Origin of the sequence: Peptoniphilus obesi ph1, from assembly GCF_000311865.1 — a bacterium.
Lineage (GTDB): Bacteria > Bacillota > Clostridia > Tissierellales > Peptoniphilaceae > Peptoniphilus_E > Peptoniphilus_E obesi.
The window spans coordinates 13,297-31,976 of sequence record NZ_HE978581.1; the positions used below are offsets into that span (position 1 = coordinate 13,297).

Below are 18,680 nucleotides of genomic sequence, written 5' to 3' on the forward strand. Positions count from 1 at the left end.
GATATATACTTAAAAGAAGGCTAGAATCCTATTATTCAGCTTAATTTATTTGAATTTTATTAAATAAATTAATTAAAGATAAGCTAGATTTTTAAAACTTGTCTGGGGTAAAGTAATAATATATAAAATATAATTAAAATTATAAGTTTATTGATTGGAGTATAGATAAAATGAATAAGTTAAGAGATGCTATTTACGGATTTGCAATTGGAGATGCTCTTGGAGTTCCTTTTGAATTTAAAGAAAGAGGGAGTTTTAAATGCACAGACATGGTAGGATTTGGAACTTGGAATCAAGAACCAGGCACTTGGTCTGATGATACTAGCATGACTCTTGCAACTTGTAAATCAATTAAAGATAAGGCTTGCATTGATATTATTGATATAAGAAAAAATTTTGAAAATTGGCTATATAAAGATGGATTCACAGCAAATGGGGAAACCTTTGATGTAGGAAACACAACAAGAGAGGCTATAAGTTTAGGATATGGATTAGATGATTATTATTCTAATGGTAATGGTTCTTTAATGAGAATTTTACCTTTAGCTTTTACAAAAGCTACTGATGATGAAATAAGAAAAGTTTCAGCAATCACACATGCTCATGAAATATCGAAAAAAGCTTGTATTGAGTATGTGAATATTGCTAGAAAATTAATTGCTGGTGAAAAAATAAATTTCCAAAATAAAAAAGAAGACCAAATAGAATCTTCAGGTTTTGTTCTTCATACTTTAGAAGCTTCTGTATGGTGTATTTTTAATTCAAATTCTTATAAAGATGCAGTTTTAAAAGCAGTAAACCTTGGAGATGATACAGATACAACAGCGGCAGTTACTGGAGGACTTGCTGGAATTATTTATGGATATGATTCCATTCCAAAAGATTGGATAGAGAAATTAAAAAATAAGAAATTAATAGAAGAATGTTTATTTTAAATCTCTTATTAAATTTGATTATTTGATATAATTTATAGGGTGATAGTATGAGATTAGATGTTTTATTTGTAGTGATTTTACTGGTTATATTGGTTTCAATCCAATTAACTTTAAATAAAATACTTGTTGAGCTTAGAATAATAAAAAATAAAATTGACGATAAAGAATTTGAAGAGAGAGAAAGAAGTTAAATTATAGATATGAAGAAGAACAAATTTAAGAAGAAAAATTTAAATGTTTTAAGTGTTAACACTTTTACATTTGTACTTTCTATATTTTTTTTGACGATTGGTTATCAAATACAATCTAGAAATTTTTTAATAGGTACACTCATCAATGAAATATTTATAATCTTGATACCAGCCTTGTTTTTGTGCAGGGGAGGTAGGATAAGAGATGTTTTAAGAGTGAAACCTTTAGGAGTAAAAAACTTTTTTAGGACAATAATTATTGTTGTTTTTTCTTATCCAGTAATTTTACTTCTAAATGGTATATTTTTAACAATATTATCTAATTTTATTGGTTTAGAAAACTATCCAATCGATTATAATGAATCAGTTTTAAGTTATTTATTTTATATTTGCTTAATCCCTGCAATTTGTGAAGAGGTATTTTTTAGAGGGGCATTGATAAATTCATACAATATTTATGGGAGAAAGTTTGCAATTGTTATGTCAGCTTTAGTATTTGCTTTATTCCATTTTGATGTACAAAATTTTGTAGCTCCTTTACTTCTTGGGATTTTATTTGGTAATTTATTAGAGCTTTCTGATTCAATATTTTCACCTATGCTTGGACATTTTTTAAATAATTTGATTGCATTTTTCTCTGCAAAGTATGTAAATGACTTTCTATTTGATATCTTAGATAAGACATCACTTGCAAGAGATATAGGATCTTTACAGTTGTATATTATTATTGTTTTGAGTATAGTTTCTTTTATTGCAGTTTTTGTAATTAAATTTATTTTTAAGAGGATGAAAGAGGACAGACTTATACAAATAAAACAAGATGAAAGTAGGATAAGGACTAGGGAAATAGAGAGTATAGATTTCTTTAATTTTGCACCAATCGTAACTTTGATAATACTTTACTTTATCTATTTTATTATAGTGTTTTAAGGAGGAATATAATGAACGATATAAAAAAAGCAGCAGAAATTATATTAAATTCAAAAAAGACTATGGCACTTACTGGTGCTGGGATAAGTACAGAATCGGGCATTCCTGATTTTAGATCATCTAGTGGCTATTATAGTAAAATGGATCCAGTAAAATCGCTATCAAAAGATGTTTTATTAAATGACCCAAAAAGATTTTATAGTGAAGGATTTTTAATTTTAAATGACTTATATAATAAAGAACCAAATAAGGGACACTTTGCTTTAGCTAAGTTAGAAGAATTAGGAAAATTAAGCGGAATCATAACTCAAAACATAGATAATCTCCATATAAAAGCTGGAAATAAAAAAGTTTATGAAGTTCATGGAGAAAGTAGAAATGTTCACTGTATGTCATGTAATAGGGTTTATCCATTTTCTGTAATGAAAGAAAAAGTTGAGAAAAAAGAAATACCGCCTCTATGCGATGCTTGTGGAGGTATCTTAAGACCAAATGTTGTAATGTTTGGAGATATGATGCCAAATGATTTTTTAAAAGCTCAACAACAAATTGCAAACACAGAATTATTAATAGTAGTTGGATCTAGCTTGCAAGTTAGTCCAGTTAACTATCTACCATCTTATGTTGATAAATTGATTATTATTAATAATGATAAAACTCCATTTGATAGGGATGCAGAACTAGTATTCCATGAATCTGCAGGAGAAATATTGACAGAAATTGTTGAAGAAGTGGAAAAAGAGCTAAAATAAAATTTGAGGTAAAGAATTATGATGTATCATGAATTTGCACAATTTTATGATCAACTTATGGATGGATTTTCCTATGAAGATGCATATAATTTTATAAATGAATATGCCCTTAATAAGGGAAAAAACTTTAAAAATATCTTAGAACTTGCATGTGGAACTGGAAATTTTACAAGAGAATTAATAGCTGATGATAGAAAGATTAAGGCAGTCGATTTATCCGATGATATGTTAGCAATAGCTGAAAATAAATTGAGAAACACGGGCGTAGAATTTTTTAAGATGGATATGAAAGATTTTATTTTTGATGAAAAATTTGACCTTATTATATCTACTTGCGATAGTTTTAATTATATTTTGAGTAAAGATGATTTAAAAATTGTTTTAAAAAATGTTTATAAGCACTTAGAAGATGATGGACTTTTTATTTTTGATTTAAATAGTCAATATAAATTTGAAGGCTTTGAAAAAATATATATAGATGAATTTGATGATGTATTTTATACATGGGAAAATTTTTATGATAAGAAAGATAGGATAAATATGTATTCTCTAAACTTTTTTGTAAGAAAAGGAGATCTTTATGATAGGTTTTATGAAGAACATTATGAAAGAGCCTATCCACATGAAGAAGTAATAGAGATGCTAAAAGAAATTGGATTTAATAACATAGATAGCTATAATGATTATGAAAGTAACAAAGAATTAGAAACAGCAAATAGAATTGTTTATATTGTTAGTAAATAAAGGAGTTATATGGATTATTTAACTAAGGCCATGGATTCAACAAAGATGGTGAGAGTAAGTGCTATTGATGCAAGAGATGTAGTTGAAAAAGCTAGACAAATTCACAACACATCAAAAACAGCATCAGCAGCATTTGGAAGGACTCTTTGTGCTGGATTACTAATGGCATCAGATTTAAAAAATGAAGATGATTCTCTAACATTAAATATAGAATCAGAATCTAGTATAGGAAGAATTGTTGTCACTTGCAAAAATGATGGTAATATTAAAGGATATGTAAAAAATCCTATGGCAGATGCAGAAATAAGAGAATCAGACCACAAACTTGATGTAGGATCCATAGTTGGAAATGGAACTTTAACAGTTGTAAAAGATTTAGGTTTAAAACATCCCTATGTAGGAAAAGTAAATCTTGTTAGTGGGGAAATTGCAGAAGATATAGCAAATTATTATTATGTATCAGAGCAAGTAAGATCAGTTGTAAGTCTTGGAGTCTTGGTAGACAAGGATTATACAATTAAACAAGCAGGTGGATTCATACTTCAACTTATGCCTTATGCTGGGGAAGAGGTAATCGAAAAGATAGAAAATAATCTTAAAGATTTGCCATCTTATACAGAAATGTTAGAAGATAATATGAATCCAGAAGATATAATAAATAGATTATTAGAAGGATTTGAAGTAAACTATTTAGATAAAAAACCTGTCTACTATAAATGTGATTGCAGCAGAGAAAAAGTAATATCATCTTTGATATCTTTAGGTAAAAAAGAACTTGAAGAAATAAAAGAAGAAGATGAAAAAGTAGAAGTTACTTGTCATTTTTGCAATACAGAATACGATTTTAATAAAGAAGAAATAGATGAGATAATAAAATGATTTAATTATCGTGATTTAATAAAAAAAAGCTGGCTCTTAATTTATAAAAGAGTCAGCTTTTTTGGTGCCCAGAGCCGGAATCGAACCAGCGACACGAGGATTTTCAGTCCTCTGCTCTACCGACTGAGCTATCTGGGCAAATATTTAACAAGACTTGTATATAGTAACATAGATAAAAAATAAAAGCAATAAAAAAGGACTGAATAAAAACTCAGTCCTTTTTAATATTTTGCAAAATATTAAAATAACCTAAAATTAGATTTCAAAAGATTTTTCTTTATTTGATCTTAAACATCTAGTACAAACATTAATTCTTTTATTTTGACCATTTACTGTAGCTCTAATTCTTCTAATATTAGGAGCCCAAGATCTATTGCCTCTTTTGTGTGAGAAAGAAATAGTATTTCCGAATACTCTTTGTTTGCCACATACTTCACATCTTTTACCCATATGTGCACCTCCTTAATTCATAACTAGCTTAAATATATTAACATGAAATGAAAAAAATATCAAATTATTTTTACTTTAATAAAAAATTTTAAGAACTTTGTTTTTATGATATAATTTTAATATATATATACTTTCTAAGGAGGTGCATTATGTCTGCAAATATAAAAAACGAAAATGGATTTATTGCAATAGAAAATAATGTTATAGCTAATATAGCTGGAATATCAGCTATGGAAAGTTATGGGATTGTAGGCATGGCTGCAAAAAATGCTACTGATGGTATTTTAGAAGTTTTAAAAATTGATAATTTATCAAAGGGCATAAAAGTAAATACTGAAAATGACCAAATAGATATAATTTTACATGTCGTATTAGAATACGGTGTAAAAATTTCTACTGTTGGTGAAAATATAATTGATAGAGTTAAATTTAATGTAGAAAGCTTAACTGGTTTAAGTATAAATCAAGTTGAGGTAATTGTTGAAGGAATCAGGTTGAAGTAGGAGGATTGAACTTGAGTATTACAAAAATTGATGGTAATTTACTGGCAAAAAGTTTTACTGATGCTGTAAATTATCTAGTAATGAATAAGGATGAGGTCAATGCTCTTAATGTGTTTCCTGTACCAGATGGTGACACAGGAACCAATATGTCTTTGACTGCAAAATCATCTTTAAAACAAATAAATAATTTAGAAGATAAATCTAGCATATCGGAAGTTTCAAAAGCAATAGCTAGAGGGTCTTTGATGGGAGCAAGAGGAAACTCTGGTGTTATTCTTTCGCAATACCTAAGAGGTTTTTCTGAAGGATTAGATGGCATAGAAGAAGCCTCTGTTTCTGAACTTGCAAATGCCTTTAAAATAGCATCTGAAACAACATATAAGGCTGTTATGAAACCTACAGAAGGAACTATATTGACAGTTGGCCGTGAAATGAGCGAATTTGCTTCTAGAAATAGTAGAAAATATGATGATATTGTTTCTTTCATGGAAGATTTTGTTGAAGCTGGAGAAATTTCCTTAAGTAAAACTCCAGAAAAATTACAAGTTCTAAAAGAAGCTGGAGTTGTTGATGCTGGTGGTAAAGGACTTTTAGTTCTAATAACTGGTATATTAAGATCACTAAAAGGTGAAAATTTCTCAGCTATAGAAGATGAACAACTTACAAGAAAAGCTCAAAAAGATATTTATATTGGAGAACTTGCTGATGACGATATAGAATTTGGATATTGTACAGAATTTGTAATCAGTACTAAGAATGAAGATGTTGATGGACTAAGAAATAAAATTGCACCTCTTGGAGACTGCCTGCTTGTTGTTGGTGGTGGAGGAAGTGGAATTATAAAAGTCCATGTTCATACTAATAACCCAGGTAAAGTTCTAGAATATGCAGTTGAACTTGGCGCTTTACAAGATATAAAGATTGACAATATGAGATTGCAACACCAGGAAGTACTATTCAAAAAAGAAGAGGTTGAAAAAGCTAAACAAAAGGAAATAGAAGATAAAAAAACAGAAGAAACTCAAGAAAAGAAAAAATATTCTTTTATAGTTGTTTCACTTGGAAAAGGAATCAATGAAGTCTTTAAATCTTTGGGCGCTGATCAAATTGTTGAAGGTGGACAAACAATGAATCCTAGCACGGAAGATTTAGTTAAATCTGTAGAAAAAGCTCCATCTGACAACGTGTTTATTATTCCTAACAATTCAAATATAATTTTAGCTGCAAATCAAGCAAAAGACTTGTGTGATAAAAATGTAGCTGTTGTTGAAACAAAATCAATAGCAGAAGGAGTAACTGCGATCCTTTCATTTAGTGAGGATTTATCGATAGAAGAAAACCTTGAAAATATGACTGCAGCTATAGAAGATGTAGTTTCTGCAGAAGTTACCTATGCTGTTAGAGACACTAATATGGATGGAAAGCAAATAAATAAGGGAGACATTATTGGTCTTAGTGGTAAAAAAATCTTAGCAGCAGGATCGGATACAAATAAGGTAACAGAAGATTTAATAGATCAATTAGTTAATGATGAAACATCAATGATATCAATTTATTGGGGTCATGAAATAGATAAAGATAAATCTGAAGAATTATATAATTCTATTAGTGAAAAATATGATGATTTGGATGTAGATTTAATAGAAGGTGACCAGCCACTTTACTATTATTTGATAGCTTTAGAATAAATAGAAAGCCCTTTTAGGGCTTTTTTATTTTTGGTGATAAAAATGAAATTAAATGATTCAGTTAGATATTTAAAAGGTGTTGGACCAAAAAAAGAAAAGTATTTAAAAAGCATGGGAATTAATAACATTAAAGACCTACTTTTGTATTTTCCAAGAGCCTATGAAGATCAGTCTAATATTAAGCCAATTAGAAGCCTAGTAGCTGAAGAAAAACAAACATCCTTAGTGAAATTTGTTGAGATTTTAGAAGATAGACAAATCAGAAGAAATTTAAGAATTACTAAATTTTTAGTTGAAGATTCTAGTTCATCTGCAATAGTAAGTTTTTTTAACAACAGATTTATTAAAGATACAATAAAATTAAATGACTTATATGTCATAAGTGGAAAAGTAAGCATATTTAATAATGCAATTCAATTCACATCTCCAGACTTTATTGAATATAAAAAATATCTAGGTCAAAGACATATTTATCCAATCTATAACCTTAGTAAGAACATAAGCAATAAAGATATAAGTAAGATGATAGACCAAGTTATAGATAAAAATTTATTTGAAGAAAGTCTTAGTAAAGGAATTATTGATAAATATAAGCTGATGGATAAAAATGAATCTATATTAAACATCCACAGGCCAGCTGATAGAAAAGCTTACATAAGAGCTAAACAAAGATTGTGCTTTGAAGAGTTTTTATATTTTAATATAAATTTACTTTTAATAAAAAATAAAAATAAAAATGCAGAGGCTTATAAAATAGGTTTTGATGAAAAAATAAATGATTTTATAGAATCTTTAGATTTTGAACTTACTCAAGGACAAAAAAATGTTTTAAATGAAATATTTGCTGATCTTGCAAGTGGTAAAAAGATGAATAGGTTGATTCAAGGAGATGTTGGATCAGGAAAGACTATTGTAGCCATTATAGCCATGTATTTATGCTATTTAAATGGATACCAATCTTCTATTATGGCACCAACTGAAGTGCTGGCAAAACAGCATTTAAACTCATTTAGACAAATGTTAGAAAAACTTGGAGTCAAAGTAGAATTATTAGTTGGATCAACTAGCAAGAAAAATAGAGATAGGATTTTAAATTCAGTTGAAATTGGAGAAGTGGATATATTAATTGGAACCCATGCTCTGTTAAATGAAGATGTTAAATTCAAAAAGCTCGGTCTAAATGTTACAGATGAACAACATAGGTTTGGGGTAATGCAAAGAGAAAGTTTTAACACCAAGGTAAAAAACGCTCACAGCTTGGTCATGACGGCAACCCCAATTCCAAGAACTTTATCACTTGTTTTATTTAACGATTTAGATATTTCAATAATTGATACCATGCCTTTAAACAGAAAAAAAATAACCACTATGGCTATTAATAGACTATCTTTAAATAGAGGACTAGATTTTATAAAAAAAGAAATAGATAAGGGTAGACAAGCTTATATTATTACTCCACTTATTGAAGAAAATTCAGATTTAGATTTAAATTCTGCTATAGAAACTTTTGACTCACTCAGAAATAATACTTTTAAAAATTATAAACTTGCACTTTTGCATGGAAGAATGACCAACCAAGAAAAAGATGAAATTATGAGAGCTTTTGAAGAAGGTAAAATTGATATATTGGTATCAACGACCGTAATTGAAGTTGGAATTAATGTAAAAAATGCAAGTGTAATTTTAGTTTATGATGCTCAGAGATTTGGACTTGCACAACTTCATCAATTAAGAGGTAGAGTAGGTAGGGGAGAACATAAATCATATTGTATTTTATATAATTCTTCAAACACTGATTTATCTTGGAAAAGAATGAAAGTATTAGAAGCTTCAAATGATGGATTTTATATAGCTGATAAAGATTTAGAATTAAGGGGAAGTGGCAATGTGTTTGGTAAAGAACAATCAGGATTTTTAGATTTTAAAATTGCTGATATTACAAAGGACCTAGCTATTTTTAAACATGCTCAAATAGAAGCAGAAAAAATATTAGAAGAAGATCCAGACCTTACTAAGGCGAAAAATTTAGGATTAAAAAATAAGATAAATCAAATTTATAATGAAAGTAGTCCAAAGATATTAAATTGAGGTTGTGATAATATGAGAATAATTGCAGGAAGTAGAAAAGGCAGCAAGTTGTTCGCACCAAAAGGCGAAAGCACTAGACCAACAGAAGATAGAATAAAAGAAAATATATTTAATATAATAGATCATAACCTTTATGGATTAAAAGTATTAGACCTATTTTCTGGAACTGGATCAATAGGACTTGAATTTATATCAAGAGGAGCTGAAGAAGCATATTTATTTGAAAAAAATGCTTCAGCTTTTGATATAATTAAAAAAAATATAGATAAATTAGGATTTGAAAAAGAAGCAAAGTTGTTTAAAGGAGACAGCATTAAACTTTTAAAAAATCTTGAAAATATAAAATTTGATTATGTTTATATAGATCCACCCTACAAAAGAGTAGATTTATATAAAAAATCAATAGATTATTTAGTAAATAGTGATTTAATAGATAAGAATAGCTATATAATAACAGAAGAAGATAAGGAATATTTACAAGATTATACAGACATGTTAAATTTAATAAAAGAAAAAAAATATAGGGACACCTATATAAGAATTTGGAGAATGAAATGAAAGTAATATATGCTGGAAGCTTTGATCCAGTTACCAATGGACATATTGATATTATAAAAAGAGCAAAAAAAATATTTGGCGAAGTCATAGTTGCAGTATTAAACAACACTAATAAAAAAGGACTTTTTACAGTAGAAGAAAGAAAAGATTTATTAAGGCAAGTTCTTGCAGATGAAGATAATATAATTATTGATTCATTTGAAGGACTGCTAGTTGATTATGCAATTAGCAAGGGTTGCAAGGTAATAGTTAGAGGCCTAAGATCTGCATCAGACTATATAAACGAGTATACTTTATCTATGGCGAATATGAACTATAAAGATGGAGTTGAAACTGTATTTTTAATGGCATCAGGTGATACCCTATTTATAAGCTCAACAATGGCAAAAGAAGTTGCACAATTTGATGGAGATTTGTCCATGTTTGTTCCAGATGTGGTTGCAAAAGCTCTTAAGGAAAAATTATTAAAATAATTGCTTAATTTGTCTCTTATATTGGTAATATTAAATTAAGTACATAATTATTAAAAACAAGGCTATATTTATTTAAATATGATATATAATATAATTAGCATAATTAGGAGGTAATTTATGAATTTGTTAGAATTAGTAGAAGAGTTGGAAGATCTTACAGAAACTTCAAGTCAAATTCCATTGACAGGAAAGGTAATGATCGATAGAGACGAACTACTTGAAATTATTAATGAAATGAGAAATGAAATTCCAACAGAAGTTAGAGAAGCTAAACAAATTAGCACTGATCGCGATACAATAATTGATAATGCTAAAAAAGAAGCAGACAACATTATCCAAGGTGCTAGATCTCATGCTGAAGAAATTATTTCTCAAGATGAACTTGTTCTTCAAGCAAACAAAAGAGCTGATGAAATATTAAAATCTTCAAATGAAGAATCAACTAGAATTAGAGAAGGTGCTAGAGATTATGCAGATAGTCTTTTAGAAAACACCCAAAAGAATTTAGCTGATATAATAAAAACTTTAAATGAAAATAGACAAGAACTTAGAGGTTAATCCCTAAGTTCTTGTTTTTTTATTATAAAATTTGTAAGATAATCCTTATTTAAAATATTTTGATTAAAAAGCTCATAGCTATCTGTAATCTGACTTTCTTTTAAAGCAATTCTTTTTAAAATTGAATTTTCATCTAGATCATTAATTTTTGAAAATTTATCTATATAAAAAATATCTTTCTTTTTAAGCTCTTTTAATAAATCAAAGCCTCTTTTATTACTAGCCAAAACTCGGATATAGGGTTGATTATAAGATTCAAAAATAAAATCTCTTTTAATGTCTAGGAGAATATGGGATATCAATCTTGAAATTCTCGAATGTGTATATCTTTTTGATGAAATTTTTCTAATATATTCTTCCATATTCTTGCTATCCATATATTTATAAAATCGATTTTCTAAACCATTTTCATAATCTACATAATCAGAAAAATTAATATTATCATTAATCAGCTTATATTTAAAAATATCTAAATAGTCATTTAAATAGACTTTATTGTTATTTTTCAGGGCACGGTAAGAATCTCTTGGCATAAGATTTTTAATCTCATCATACTCTTTAGCTCTTGCAAGCTTTCTTATATATGAAGATGATGCAAAATTTTCTTTTGCAAAGGAACTATCGTGGTCGATTTTATATCTTTTTATCGCATAAGCTTTTATTTTTGAATTTGTAGATTTTAAAGCCTTTATATATTCAAAAGCCAAGATGTTGTTTGGTTTTTTAAGCATTGCAAGCTCTTCTGAAGATAAAAAATTATAAGAAAGCTCTCTTGCTTGTAGAAAAGACAAGCCTTTAGAAAGATAAAATTTTAAATTATCAAGGCTATTATTTTCATTTTCGCTAATTTTTCTATCAATCTCTAAAAGATCTGCAAGTTTATCTTCTGCGCCAAAGCATAATTCATCAACACAATCTAAACTATTTAAGATTCCAACAGCACCTTTTGCAAATATTTCAGCACTAGAACTTGAAAATATACTTGGAAGCTCAAGAACAATATCAGCTCCATTGTTAAGGGCAATTTTTGCACGAGTAAATTTATCAAGAATTCCAGGCTTTCCTCTTTGAGTAAAAGAGGAGCTCATTATTACAATTATTAAATCATCTGTGCCTTTAATACTATCAATTAAATGTTTATGACCATTATGAAAAGGATTAAATTCTGCAATGATTGCTTTAAATTTCATGCTAACTCCTCCAATCTCAGATTAAATTAAACCGATTAAGTGTTGAACAAGTAAACTCATAAGGGTTACAGAGATCCAACATACTAAACCAAGAAATAATGATTTTCCACCATTTTTAATTAAATTCTTAATATCTGTTGAAAGACCAATTGCTCCCATAGCCATTATAATAAAGAATTTAGATAATGTCTTTGTAGTTGTTATAAGAACTTCAGGTAAATCAAAAAGAGTTACTATAATTGAACAAAGAACAAATAAGACTATAAAAGATGGTACTAAACTAGTGATATTTAATTTTTTTGAAGACCCTGAATTTTTACTTTCATAAATAGAAAGAATGACTGTTATAGGAATAATTGCAAGAGTTCTTGTAAGCTTAACTACAGTCGCTGCCTCTAGTGTATTTGCACCATGCATAGCATCCCAGCTACTAGCTGCAGCAGTAACACTTGATGTATCGTTAACTGCAGTTCCTGCAAAAATAGCAAAACCTTCATTTGACATACCAAGCAGATTTCCTAAACTTGGAAATATTATTGCCGCTATGACATTAAATAAAAATATTGTAGATATTGCTTGAGCAACTTCCTCATCATCAGCAGAAATAACAGGGGCAGTAGCAGCTATTGCTGATCCACCACAAATTGAAGATCCTACTCCAATCAAAACAGATGTATTTTTATCTATTTTTAATAACTTGCTGGTAATATAAGAAGATATAAGAGCAATAGAAATAGTTGATATTATAACAGGAAGTGATTTGTATCCATTTTGAAGAACAGTATTAATATTCATTGAAAAACCAAGCAATATTACAGCATATTGTAATATTTTTTTGCTGGTGAATTTAATGCCTGCTAGATAAGATTCTTCATCAAAAAATTTCTTTAAAATCATTCCGACTAATATAGCAATAATTGGTCCACCTACTACTGGAAATAATTTTCCTAAAAAATAACAAGGTAGTGCCAATATAAAACATAAAATAATTCCTTTGTATTTCATAATATGCCTCCTTAAATTGATATTTGAAATAACTAAATGTGTACTAGAACATTAATTTATTACAGAATTTACTATATATAGTGTAAAAAATTTTGTCAACACTAAGATATATGATATAATAAGTAAGCTAAATAATAATAAACTATGGAGGGACAAATGAAAATATTAGTAATTAACTGTGGATCATCTTCATTAAAATATCAATTAATTGATATGGAAGGTGAAAAACTACTAGCTAAAGGACTTGTCGAAAGAATCGGAATTGACGGATCAGTAATTAGTCACACAACTACAGGTAAAGATAAAAAAGTAATTAAAAAAGAACTAAAAGACCATAATGATGCTCTAGAAATTGTTATGAGTTCATTAGTTGATAAAGAATATGGGGCTATTGATTCATTAGATCAAATTAGCGCTGTTGGACACAGAGTTGTTCATGGTGGAGAAAACTTTGCACAAAGCGTTGTAATTGATGATGAAGTTGTTGCAGCTATAGAAGAAAATATAGATCTTGCCCCTTTACACAACCCACCAAATATTATGGGAATTGAAGCTTGTGAAAAATTATTACCAGGTGTAAAGCAAGTTGCAGTTTTTGATACAGCTTTTCATCAAACAATGCCAGCTAAAAACTATATCTATGCTATACCTTATGAAAACTATGAAGAACACAAGGTTAGAAGATATGGTTTTCACGGAACATCTCACAAATATGTTACTCAAAGAGCAGCAGATATGCTTGGAAAAGATGTAGATAAGGTAAATCTTATAACTTGTCATTTAGGAAATGGATCTTCAATTACAGCAGTTAAGGAAGGAAAGTCATATGATACAACAATGGGACTTACACCACTTGAAGGACTTCCAATGGGTACAAGAACTGGAAATATGGACCCAGCAATTATAAAATTCTTAATGGACAAAAACAATCTAAGCATTGAAGAAGTTGATAATATTATCAACAAAAAATCCGGAGTACTTGGAATCTCAGGAGTAAGCTCAGACTTTAGAGATCTTGAAGATGCAGCTAAAGAAGGAAACGAAAGAGCAAAACTTGCTTTAGAAATATTTGAAAATTCTGCAAGAAAGTTTATCGGTTCTTTTGTTACTGAATTCGATAGCATTGATGAAATTGATGGTATTGTATTTACTGCCGGACTTGGTGAAAATGGAATAGCAACTAGAAAAAATATTGTTGATGGTTTAAAAGCTTTAGGCGTTAAGATTGATGAAGGAGCAAATGATATTCGCGGAAAAGAAAGAATTGTTTCTACAAAAGATTCATCAATTAATGTTTTAGTAATACCTACAAACGAAGAATTAATGATAGCTAGAGATACATTAAGTTTAATAAAATAATAAGTTTTTATTGACAAACATCTCTTATAAATATATAATGTAGATTGCTAATTTTAGGAAGATGAATATGAAATTAGATTTACAAAATTTTTTAAATAGTGATGAAGTCACTTATGAATTTGAAGGAAAACTAGATTCTGAAAAAAGTAATTATGATATTGATAATATTGGGCTTCAGTTTCCAATACTATACAAGGGCACAGTTTACGATTTAGGTGATGAGCTTATGATGGATATGAAAATAGACTATAAGCTAGATACTAATTGTGATAGGTGTTTAAAGGAAATTGTAAAATCATTATCTTCTAATACTAAAGCATATTTTGTAAAGAATAATGATATAGAAATAGAAGATAGTGCAGATAGTCAATATTTTGATTTTACAAGAGAAGAGATATTTTTAGATGATATTATCATTTCTCAAATAATTACAGATAAACCAATGAAGATTTTATGCAAAGAAGATTGTTTGGGACTATGTCCAAAATGCGGAAAAGACCTGAATAAAGGACCTTGTAACTGTGAAAAAGAAGTTGATATAGATCCAAGATTTGCAAAAATGTTAGATTTATTTAAAGATGATGAGGAGGTGTAATAAATGGCAGTACCAAAGGGGAAAACTTCAAAACAAAGAAGAAATAAAAGAAGAGCATCTTCTTATAGATTAAATAAAGCTACAGTAGTTGAATGTTCAAATTGTCATGAAATGAAATTACCTCATAGAGTATGTCCAAGTTGTGGATACTATGCAGGAAAAGAAATGATTTCTGTTGAATAATTTAATCAATTAGAGGAGCGTATAAATTTTTATTTATAGGCTCCTTTTTTGATACAATAAATTGCTTTATTATAAAATAATGAATATTAATAAGTCATATGTTAAAATATCTATATGTAAAATTGATTTGAAAGGAGAAAAAAATGTCAGGACATTCAAAATGGAATAACATTAAAAATAAAAAAGGTAAGGAAGACGCAAGAAGAGGTAAAATTTTTACAAAACTAGGAAGAAATATCATAGTTGCTGTAAGAGAAGGTGGTCCTGACCCGAACTATAATCCATCATTAAAGGTAGCAATTGATAAAGCAAAGGCAGAAAATATGCCAAATGATAATATTGATAGAGCAATAAAAAAAGGTAGTGGCGAAGGATCTGAAGATAATTACGAACAAGTAACTTATGAAGGATATGGACCAAATGGAATAGCTATAATGGTTAGCTGTTTGACTGATAATAGAAATAGAACAGCTCCAGATGTTAGACATATATTTGATAAAAACGGTGGAAATTTAGGAGCACCAGGTTGTGTATCTTTTATGTTTGATAAAAGAGGACAATTAGGAATTGAAAAAACAGATAGCATTGATGGGGAAGAGTTAATGATGCAAGCTATTGAAGCTGGTGCTGATGATGTTATAGAAAGAGAAGAGGCTTACGAAATATTAACCGCACCTGAAGAATATTCAGCAGTAAGGGATGGACTTGAAAAAGCTGGATATGAGTTTATACATTCAGATATAACTTTTATACCACAAAACTATTCTAAGCTTGAAGATGAAGATGATATTAAAAAACTAGAAAAACTTATAGACTCTCTTGAAGACAATGATGATGTTCAAGATGTATATACAAATTGGGCTGAGGAGTAATAAAAAATGAAAATATTGGCTATTATGGGATCATCTAGAAAGAATAGAAATACTGAAAAATTTTTAGATATATTTCTAGATAAATATGCTGATAAAGATGATGAAATTGTTAAAATATCACTCAGAGATTTAGATTACAAGGGATGCACATCTTGTTATGGATGTGCAAAAGTCCCATATTGTATTATAAAAGATGATTTAACAGAGATTTATAAACTAATAGAGAGCGTTGATGCTATTGTATTTGCAACACCAATATATTTTAATTCTGTTTCAGGATTAGCAAAAAATTTTATTGATAGGATGCAAGTTTATTGGAGCATTAAATTCTTACAAAAATTAGGACCAATTAAAGAGAAAATTGGAATTGCCTTAATTAATGGTGGAGCATTTAATGAACCAAAACAATTTGTTGGACCAGAACTTGTATTTGATCACTTCTTCAAAGCAACAACTTGTAAAAGACGCATACTTGTAGAAGTTGGTAATACAGATGATTCTCCAATAAATAAAGACAATGAAAAATTTATGGAATTTCTTGATCAAATAGATTATGATTTTCCAGAAAATAAAACTTATAAGTTAGATGGTGGTAGTATTGTCAATGAAAATTAATAAGTATATTGACCACACTTTATTAAAAGCGGACTCCTCAAAAGAAGATATAGAAAAACTTTGCAAAGAGGCTATTAAATATAATTTTAAATCTGTATGTATTAATTCGACTTGGATAAAACTCGCAAAAGAAGAATTAAAAGACACAGACATCTTAGTCTGCACAGTTATAGGATTTCCTTTGGGTGCAACATCAACTAGGGCGAAGGTTAATGAAATAAAATTTGCAATAGAAGATGGAGCAGACGAACTTGATTTTGTAATAAATATTGGATATATAAAATCAAAAATGTACGATGAGTTTACAAAAGAAGTTAAAGCTTTGGTAGAAGCGTCGGGTGGAAAAGTCTTAAAAGCTATTATTGAAACCTGTTTATTAACAAGAGATGAGATAATAAAAGCTAGCCAACTTTGTCTAGAAGCAGGAGTTGATTTTATAAAGACATCCACAGGTTTTTCAAGCGATGGTGCCAAAGTAGAAGATATAAAATTAATAAAAGAAATAGTAAAAGACAAAGCTAAAATAAAAGCATCAGCAGGAATAAGAGATTATAAAACTGCAAAGAAAATGATAGATGCAGGAGCAGATAGAATTGGAGCAAGTGCAGGAGTAAAGATAGTAGGAGAAGCAAATGAATATTAATCCAGTGGCGTTTAGCATTTTTGGTCTTGATGTAATGTGGTATGGACTTTTGATAGCTTTAGGAGTTTTATTAGCTCTATTTTTCTCGAACAAACTTGCTGAATCAGAAAATTTATATAAGGGAGTAGTTTCTGATCTTGGAATTTATGCAATATTACTAGGAGTTTTGGGAGCAAGGCTCTACTATGTTGCATTTAATTTAGATTATTACTCACAACACCCAAGTGAAATACTTGCCATAAGAAATGGTGGACTAGCTATTTATGGTGGAATTATTACAGGATGCATTGTAATATTTGTTTTTAGTAAAATTAAGAAAATTAAATTTTTAAAATTATTAGATACCCTAGCACCTTCTGTAGCCTTGGCTCAAGGAATTGGAAGATGGGGAAATTTTATAAACCAAGAAGCTTATGGAAGAGAAACCAATCTTCCATGGGCAATTGAAGTTAATGGAGTATTTGTTCACCCAACTTTTTTATACGAATCAATAATAGATATTTGCATATTTTTATTTTTATATTTTTATATGTATAAAAAGAAAAAATTTGATGGTCAAATATCAGCTTTATATATGATTTTTTATGGAATCGGAAGATTTTTTGTAGAAGGCTTACGAACAGATTCTCTATATCTTGGAATGTTTAGGATTTCACAATTAGTAAGTATTGGATTTATAATTATAGGACTAGGAATAATACTTACTCAAAGAAATAAATCAAAATGAAATATATTATTATATTTTTAACAATTATAATCTATTTATCGTTTCAAACTTCTTGTTTTAAAATAAATAAGATATATTTAAAAAGCGATAAGATAAAAGATGAATTGAGGATTTTGCAAATATCTGATTTTCACAATAATTGTTTAATTGATCTAAAAAAATTAAAAACTTCGATTGATGCTTACAAGCCAGATTTAATTTTTTTAACAGGAGATATTATCTCTAGAGATAATAAAGATGATAAACTTTTTAAAAAATTTTTATCTATTTTATCTCCTTACAAAACATACTTTGTAAGTGGAAATCATGAATTGGAAAATAAATTTATAGATTATAAAGAAATCATTAAAAGTTATAAAATAGTAGATTTAGATTCTAAATTATCTGAACTAAATATTAATTCAGATAAGATTAATATTTACGGACTAGGATTTGGAGAAAATTCTATTGTAGATGGGAAAGACTCTGCATATAATATATTGCTTTGTCACAATCCAGATACTTTTATAAATTCTAAAAAATATGATTATGATCTTGTTTTATCGGGTCATAACCATGGTGGTCAAGTAATTTTGCCTTTTTTAGGACAAGTAATTGATCATGACTTTAATTTATTTCCTAAATTTTCTAGTGGTTTATATAAATTGTACGGAAGTGATTTTTATATTAGCAGAGGACTTGGTCAGAAAATATATTTTAGAATAAATTGCAGGGTAGGAATTGAAGAAATAGTAATAAAAAA

23 protein-coding genes and 1 tRNA gene are annotated in these 18,680 nt (G+C 28.5%); 20 read left to right on the forward strand and 4 right to left on the reverse strand.

What is annotated here, in order from left to right; translation table 11 throughout:
- The first annotated feature begins 170 nt into the window (after nucleotides 1-170).
- Genes HGPB_RS03665 through hslO form a run of 6 tightly spaced genes read left to right on the forward strand, consistent with a single transcriptional unit; the run spans nucleotide 171 to nucleotide 4,431 of the window.
- Nucleotides 171-935, forward strand: coding sequence for an ADP-ribosylglycohydrolase family protein (locus tag HGPB_RS03665; protein ID WP_019132339.1), 765 nt, complete (start codon nucleotides 171-173; stop codon nucleotides 933-935).
- Between the two features lie 47 nt (nucleotides 936-982).
- On the forward strand, nucleotides 983-1,126 hold the full coding sequence (locus HGPB_RS08845; protein ID WP_019132340.1) for a hypothetical protein: 144 nt from the start codon (nucleotides 983-985) through the stop codon (nucleotides 1,124-1,126).
- A gap of 9 nt (nucleotides 1,127-1,135) precedes the next feature.
- Nucleotides 1,136-2,056 carry a type II CAAX endopeptidase family protein gene (locus tag HGPB_RS03670; protein WP_036738290.1) on the forward strand — a complete coding sequence of 307 codons (921 nt, stop codon included), beginning with the start codon at nucleotides 1,136-1,138 and terminating at the stop codon, nucleotides 2,054-2,056.
- An 11-nt stretch (nucleotides 2,057-2,067) separates the two neighbouring features.
- Nucleotides 2,068-2,808, forward strand: coding sequence for an SIR2 family NAD-dependent protein deacylase (locus tag HGPB_RS03675; RefSeq protein ID WP_019132342.1), 741 nt, complete (start codon nucleotides 2,068-2,070; stop codon nucleotides 2,806-2,808).
- An 18-nt stretch (nucleotides 2,809-2,826) separates the two neighbouring features.
- Nucleotides 2,827-3,552: a class I SAM-dependent DNA methyltransferase gene (locus tag HGPB_RS03680; protein WP_019132343.1), complete on the forward strand. Its 726-nt coding sequence runs from the start codon at nucleotides 2,827-2,829 to the stop codon at nucleotides 3,550-3,552.
- Nucleotides 3,553-3,561: 9 nt separating this feature from the next.
- On the forward strand, nucleotides 3,562-4,431 hold the full coding sequence (gene hslO, locus HGPB_RS03685; RefSeq protein ID WP_019132344.1) for an Hsp33 family molecular chaperone HslO: 870 nt from the start codon (nucleotides 3,562-3,564) through the stop codon (nucleotides 4,429-4,431).
- A 62-nt stretch (nucleotides 4,432-4,493) separates the two neighbouring features.
- Here the strand turns inward: hslO and HGPB_RS03690 are convergent.
- Nucleotides 4,494-4,569: transfer RNA gene (locus tag HGPB_RS03690), tRNA-Phe, on the reverse strand.
- A 117-nt stretch (nucleotides 4,570-4,686) separates the two neighbouring features.
- Nucleotides 4,687-4,881, reverse strand: a complete 195-nt coding sequence (rpmB, locus tag HGPB_RS03695) for a 50S ribosomal protein L28 (RefSeq protein ID WP_019132345.1) — start codon at nucleotides 4,879-4,881, stop codon at nucleotides 4,687-4,689.
- Nucleotides 4,882-5,030: 149 nt separating this feature from the next.
- Between rpmB and HGPB_RS03700 the strand changes: the two genes are divergently transcribed.
- The 6 genes from HGPB_RS03700 (at nucleotide 5,031) to HGPB_RS03725 (ending at nucleotide 10,749) form a co-directional block, all read left to right on the forward strand.
- Nucleotides 5,031-5,384 (forward strand): Asp23/Gls24 family envelope stress response protein, encoded by a 354-nt coding sequence (locus HGPB_RS03700; protein ID WP_019132346.1) that lies wholly within the window; start codon nucleotides 5,031-5,033, stop codon nucleotides 5,382-5,384.
- 11 nt (nucleotides 5,385-5,395) lie between these two features.
- Entirely contained in the window at nucleotides 5,396-7,072 is a 1,677-nt protein-coding gene (locus HGPB_RS03705; RefSeq protein ID WP_019132347.1) for a DAK2 domain-containing protein, read from the forward strand.
- A 42-nt stretch (nucleotides 7,073-7,114) separates the two neighbouring features.
- A complete protein-coding gene (gene recG / locus HGPB_RS03710) occupies nucleotides 7,115-9,160 on the forward strand; it encodes an ATP-dependent DNA helicase RecG (RefSeq protein ID WP_019132348.1) in 2,046 nt (681 codons plus the stop codon).
- Nucleotides 9,161-9,172: 12 nt separating this feature from the next.
- The gene (gene rsmD / locus HGPB_RS03715; RefSeq protein WP_019132349.1) at nucleotides 9,173-9,718 is read left to right on the forward strand and encodes a 16S rRNA (guanine(966)-N(2))-methyltransferase RsmD; all 546 of its coding nucleotides are present in this window, start codon (nucleotides 9,173-9,175) and stop codon (nucleotides 9,716-9,718) included.
- A complete protein-coding gene (gene coaD / locus HGPB_RS03720; protein WP_019132350.1) occupies nucleotides 9,715-10,191 on the forward strand; it encodes a pantetheine-phosphate adenylyltransferase in 477 nt (158 codons plus the stop codon). Before rsmD ends, coaD begins: the two co-directional genes overlap by 4 nt.
- A 117-nt stretch (nucleotides 10,192-10,308) precedes the next feature.
- On the forward strand, nucleotides 10,309-10,749 hold the full coding sequence (locus tag HGPB_RS03725; protein ID WP_019132351.1) for an ATP synthase subunit B family protein: 441 nt from the start codon (nucleotides 10,309-10,311) through the stop codon (nucleotides 10,747-10,749).
- Here the strand turns inward: HGPB_RS03725 and HGPB_RS03730 are convergent.
- Both HGPB_RS03730 and HGPB_RS03735 read right to left on the reverse strand, forming a co-directional pair.
- Entirely contained in the window at nucleotides 10,746-11,939 is a 1,194-nt protein-coding gene (locus tag HGPB_RS03730) for a tRNA(Met) cytidine acetate ligase (protein ID WP_019132352.1), read from the reverse strand. The two genes, HGPB_RS03725 and HGPB_RS03730, sit on opposite strands and share 4 nt — an antisense overlap.
- Before the next feature lie 21 nt (nucleotides 11,940-11,960).
- A complete protein-coding gene (locus HGPB_RS03735; RefSeq protein ID WP_019132353.1) occupies nucleotides 11,961-12,944 on the reverse strand; it encodes a YeiH family protein in 984 nt (327 codons plus the stop codon).
- A gap of 156 nt (nucleotides 12,945-13,100) precedes the next feature.
- Between HGPB_RS03735 and HGPB_RS03740 the strand changes: the two genes are divergently transcribed.
- The 8 genes from HGPB_RS03740 to HGPB_RS03775 form a co-directional block, all read left to right on the forward strand.
- Nucleotides 13,101-14,303, forward strand: a complete 1,203-nt coding sequence (locus HGPB_RS03740; protein WP_019132354.1) for an acetate/propionate family kinase — start codon at nucleotides 13,101-13,103, stop codon at nucleotides 14,301-14,303.
- 67 nt (nucleotides 14,304-14,370) lie between these two features.
- Complete coding sequence (locus HGPB_RS03745) at nucleotides 14,371-14,898, forward strand: YceD family protein (RefSeq protein ID WP_019132355.1); 528 nt, start codon at nucleotides 14,371-14,373, stop codon at nucleotides 14,896-14,898.
- A 3-nt stretch (nucleotides 14,899-14,901) separates the two neighbouring features.
- Entirely contained in the window at nucleotides 14,902-15,081 is a 180-nt protein-coding gene (gene rpmF / locus HGPB_RS03750; protein ID WP_019132356.1) for a 50S ribosomal protein L32, read from the forward strand.
- A gap of 143 nt (nucleotides 15,082-15,224) precedes the next feature.
- Complete coding sequence (locus HGPB_RS03755) at nucleotides 15,225-15,953, forward strand: YebC/PmpR family DNA-binding transcriptional regulator (RefSeq protein WP_019132357.1); 729 nt, start codon at nucleotides 15,225-15,227, stop codon at nucleotides 15,951-15,953.
- Nucleotides 15,954-15,959: 6 nt separating this feature from the next.
- Entirely contained in the window at nucleotides 15,960-16,568 is a 609-nt protein-coding gene (locus HGPB_RS03760; protein ID WP_019132358.1) for a flavodoxin family protein, read from the forward strand.
- Nucleotides 16,558-17,211: a deoxyribose-phosphate aldolase gene (gene deoC, locus HGPB_RS03765; protein ID WP_019132359.1), complete on the forward strand. Its 654-nt coding sequence runs from the start codon at nucleotides 16,558-16,560 to the stop codon at nucleotides 17,209-17,211. Before HGPB_RS03760 ends, deoC begins: the two co-directional genes overlap by 11 nt.
- On the forward strand, nucleotides 17,201-17,938 hold the full coding sequence (gene lgt, locus HGPB_RS03770; protein ID WP_019132360.1) for a prolipoprotein diacylglyceryl transferase: 738 nt from the start codon (nucleotides 17,201-17,203) through the stop codon (nucleotides 17,936-17,938). Before deoC ends, lgt begins: the two co-directional genes overlap by 11 nt.
- Before the next feature lie 113 nt (nucleotides 17,939-18,051).
- On the forward strand, nucleotides 18,052-18,680 hold a 629-nt coding region (locus HGPB_RS03775), incomplete at its 3' end, for a metallophosphoesterase (protein WP_172635030.1).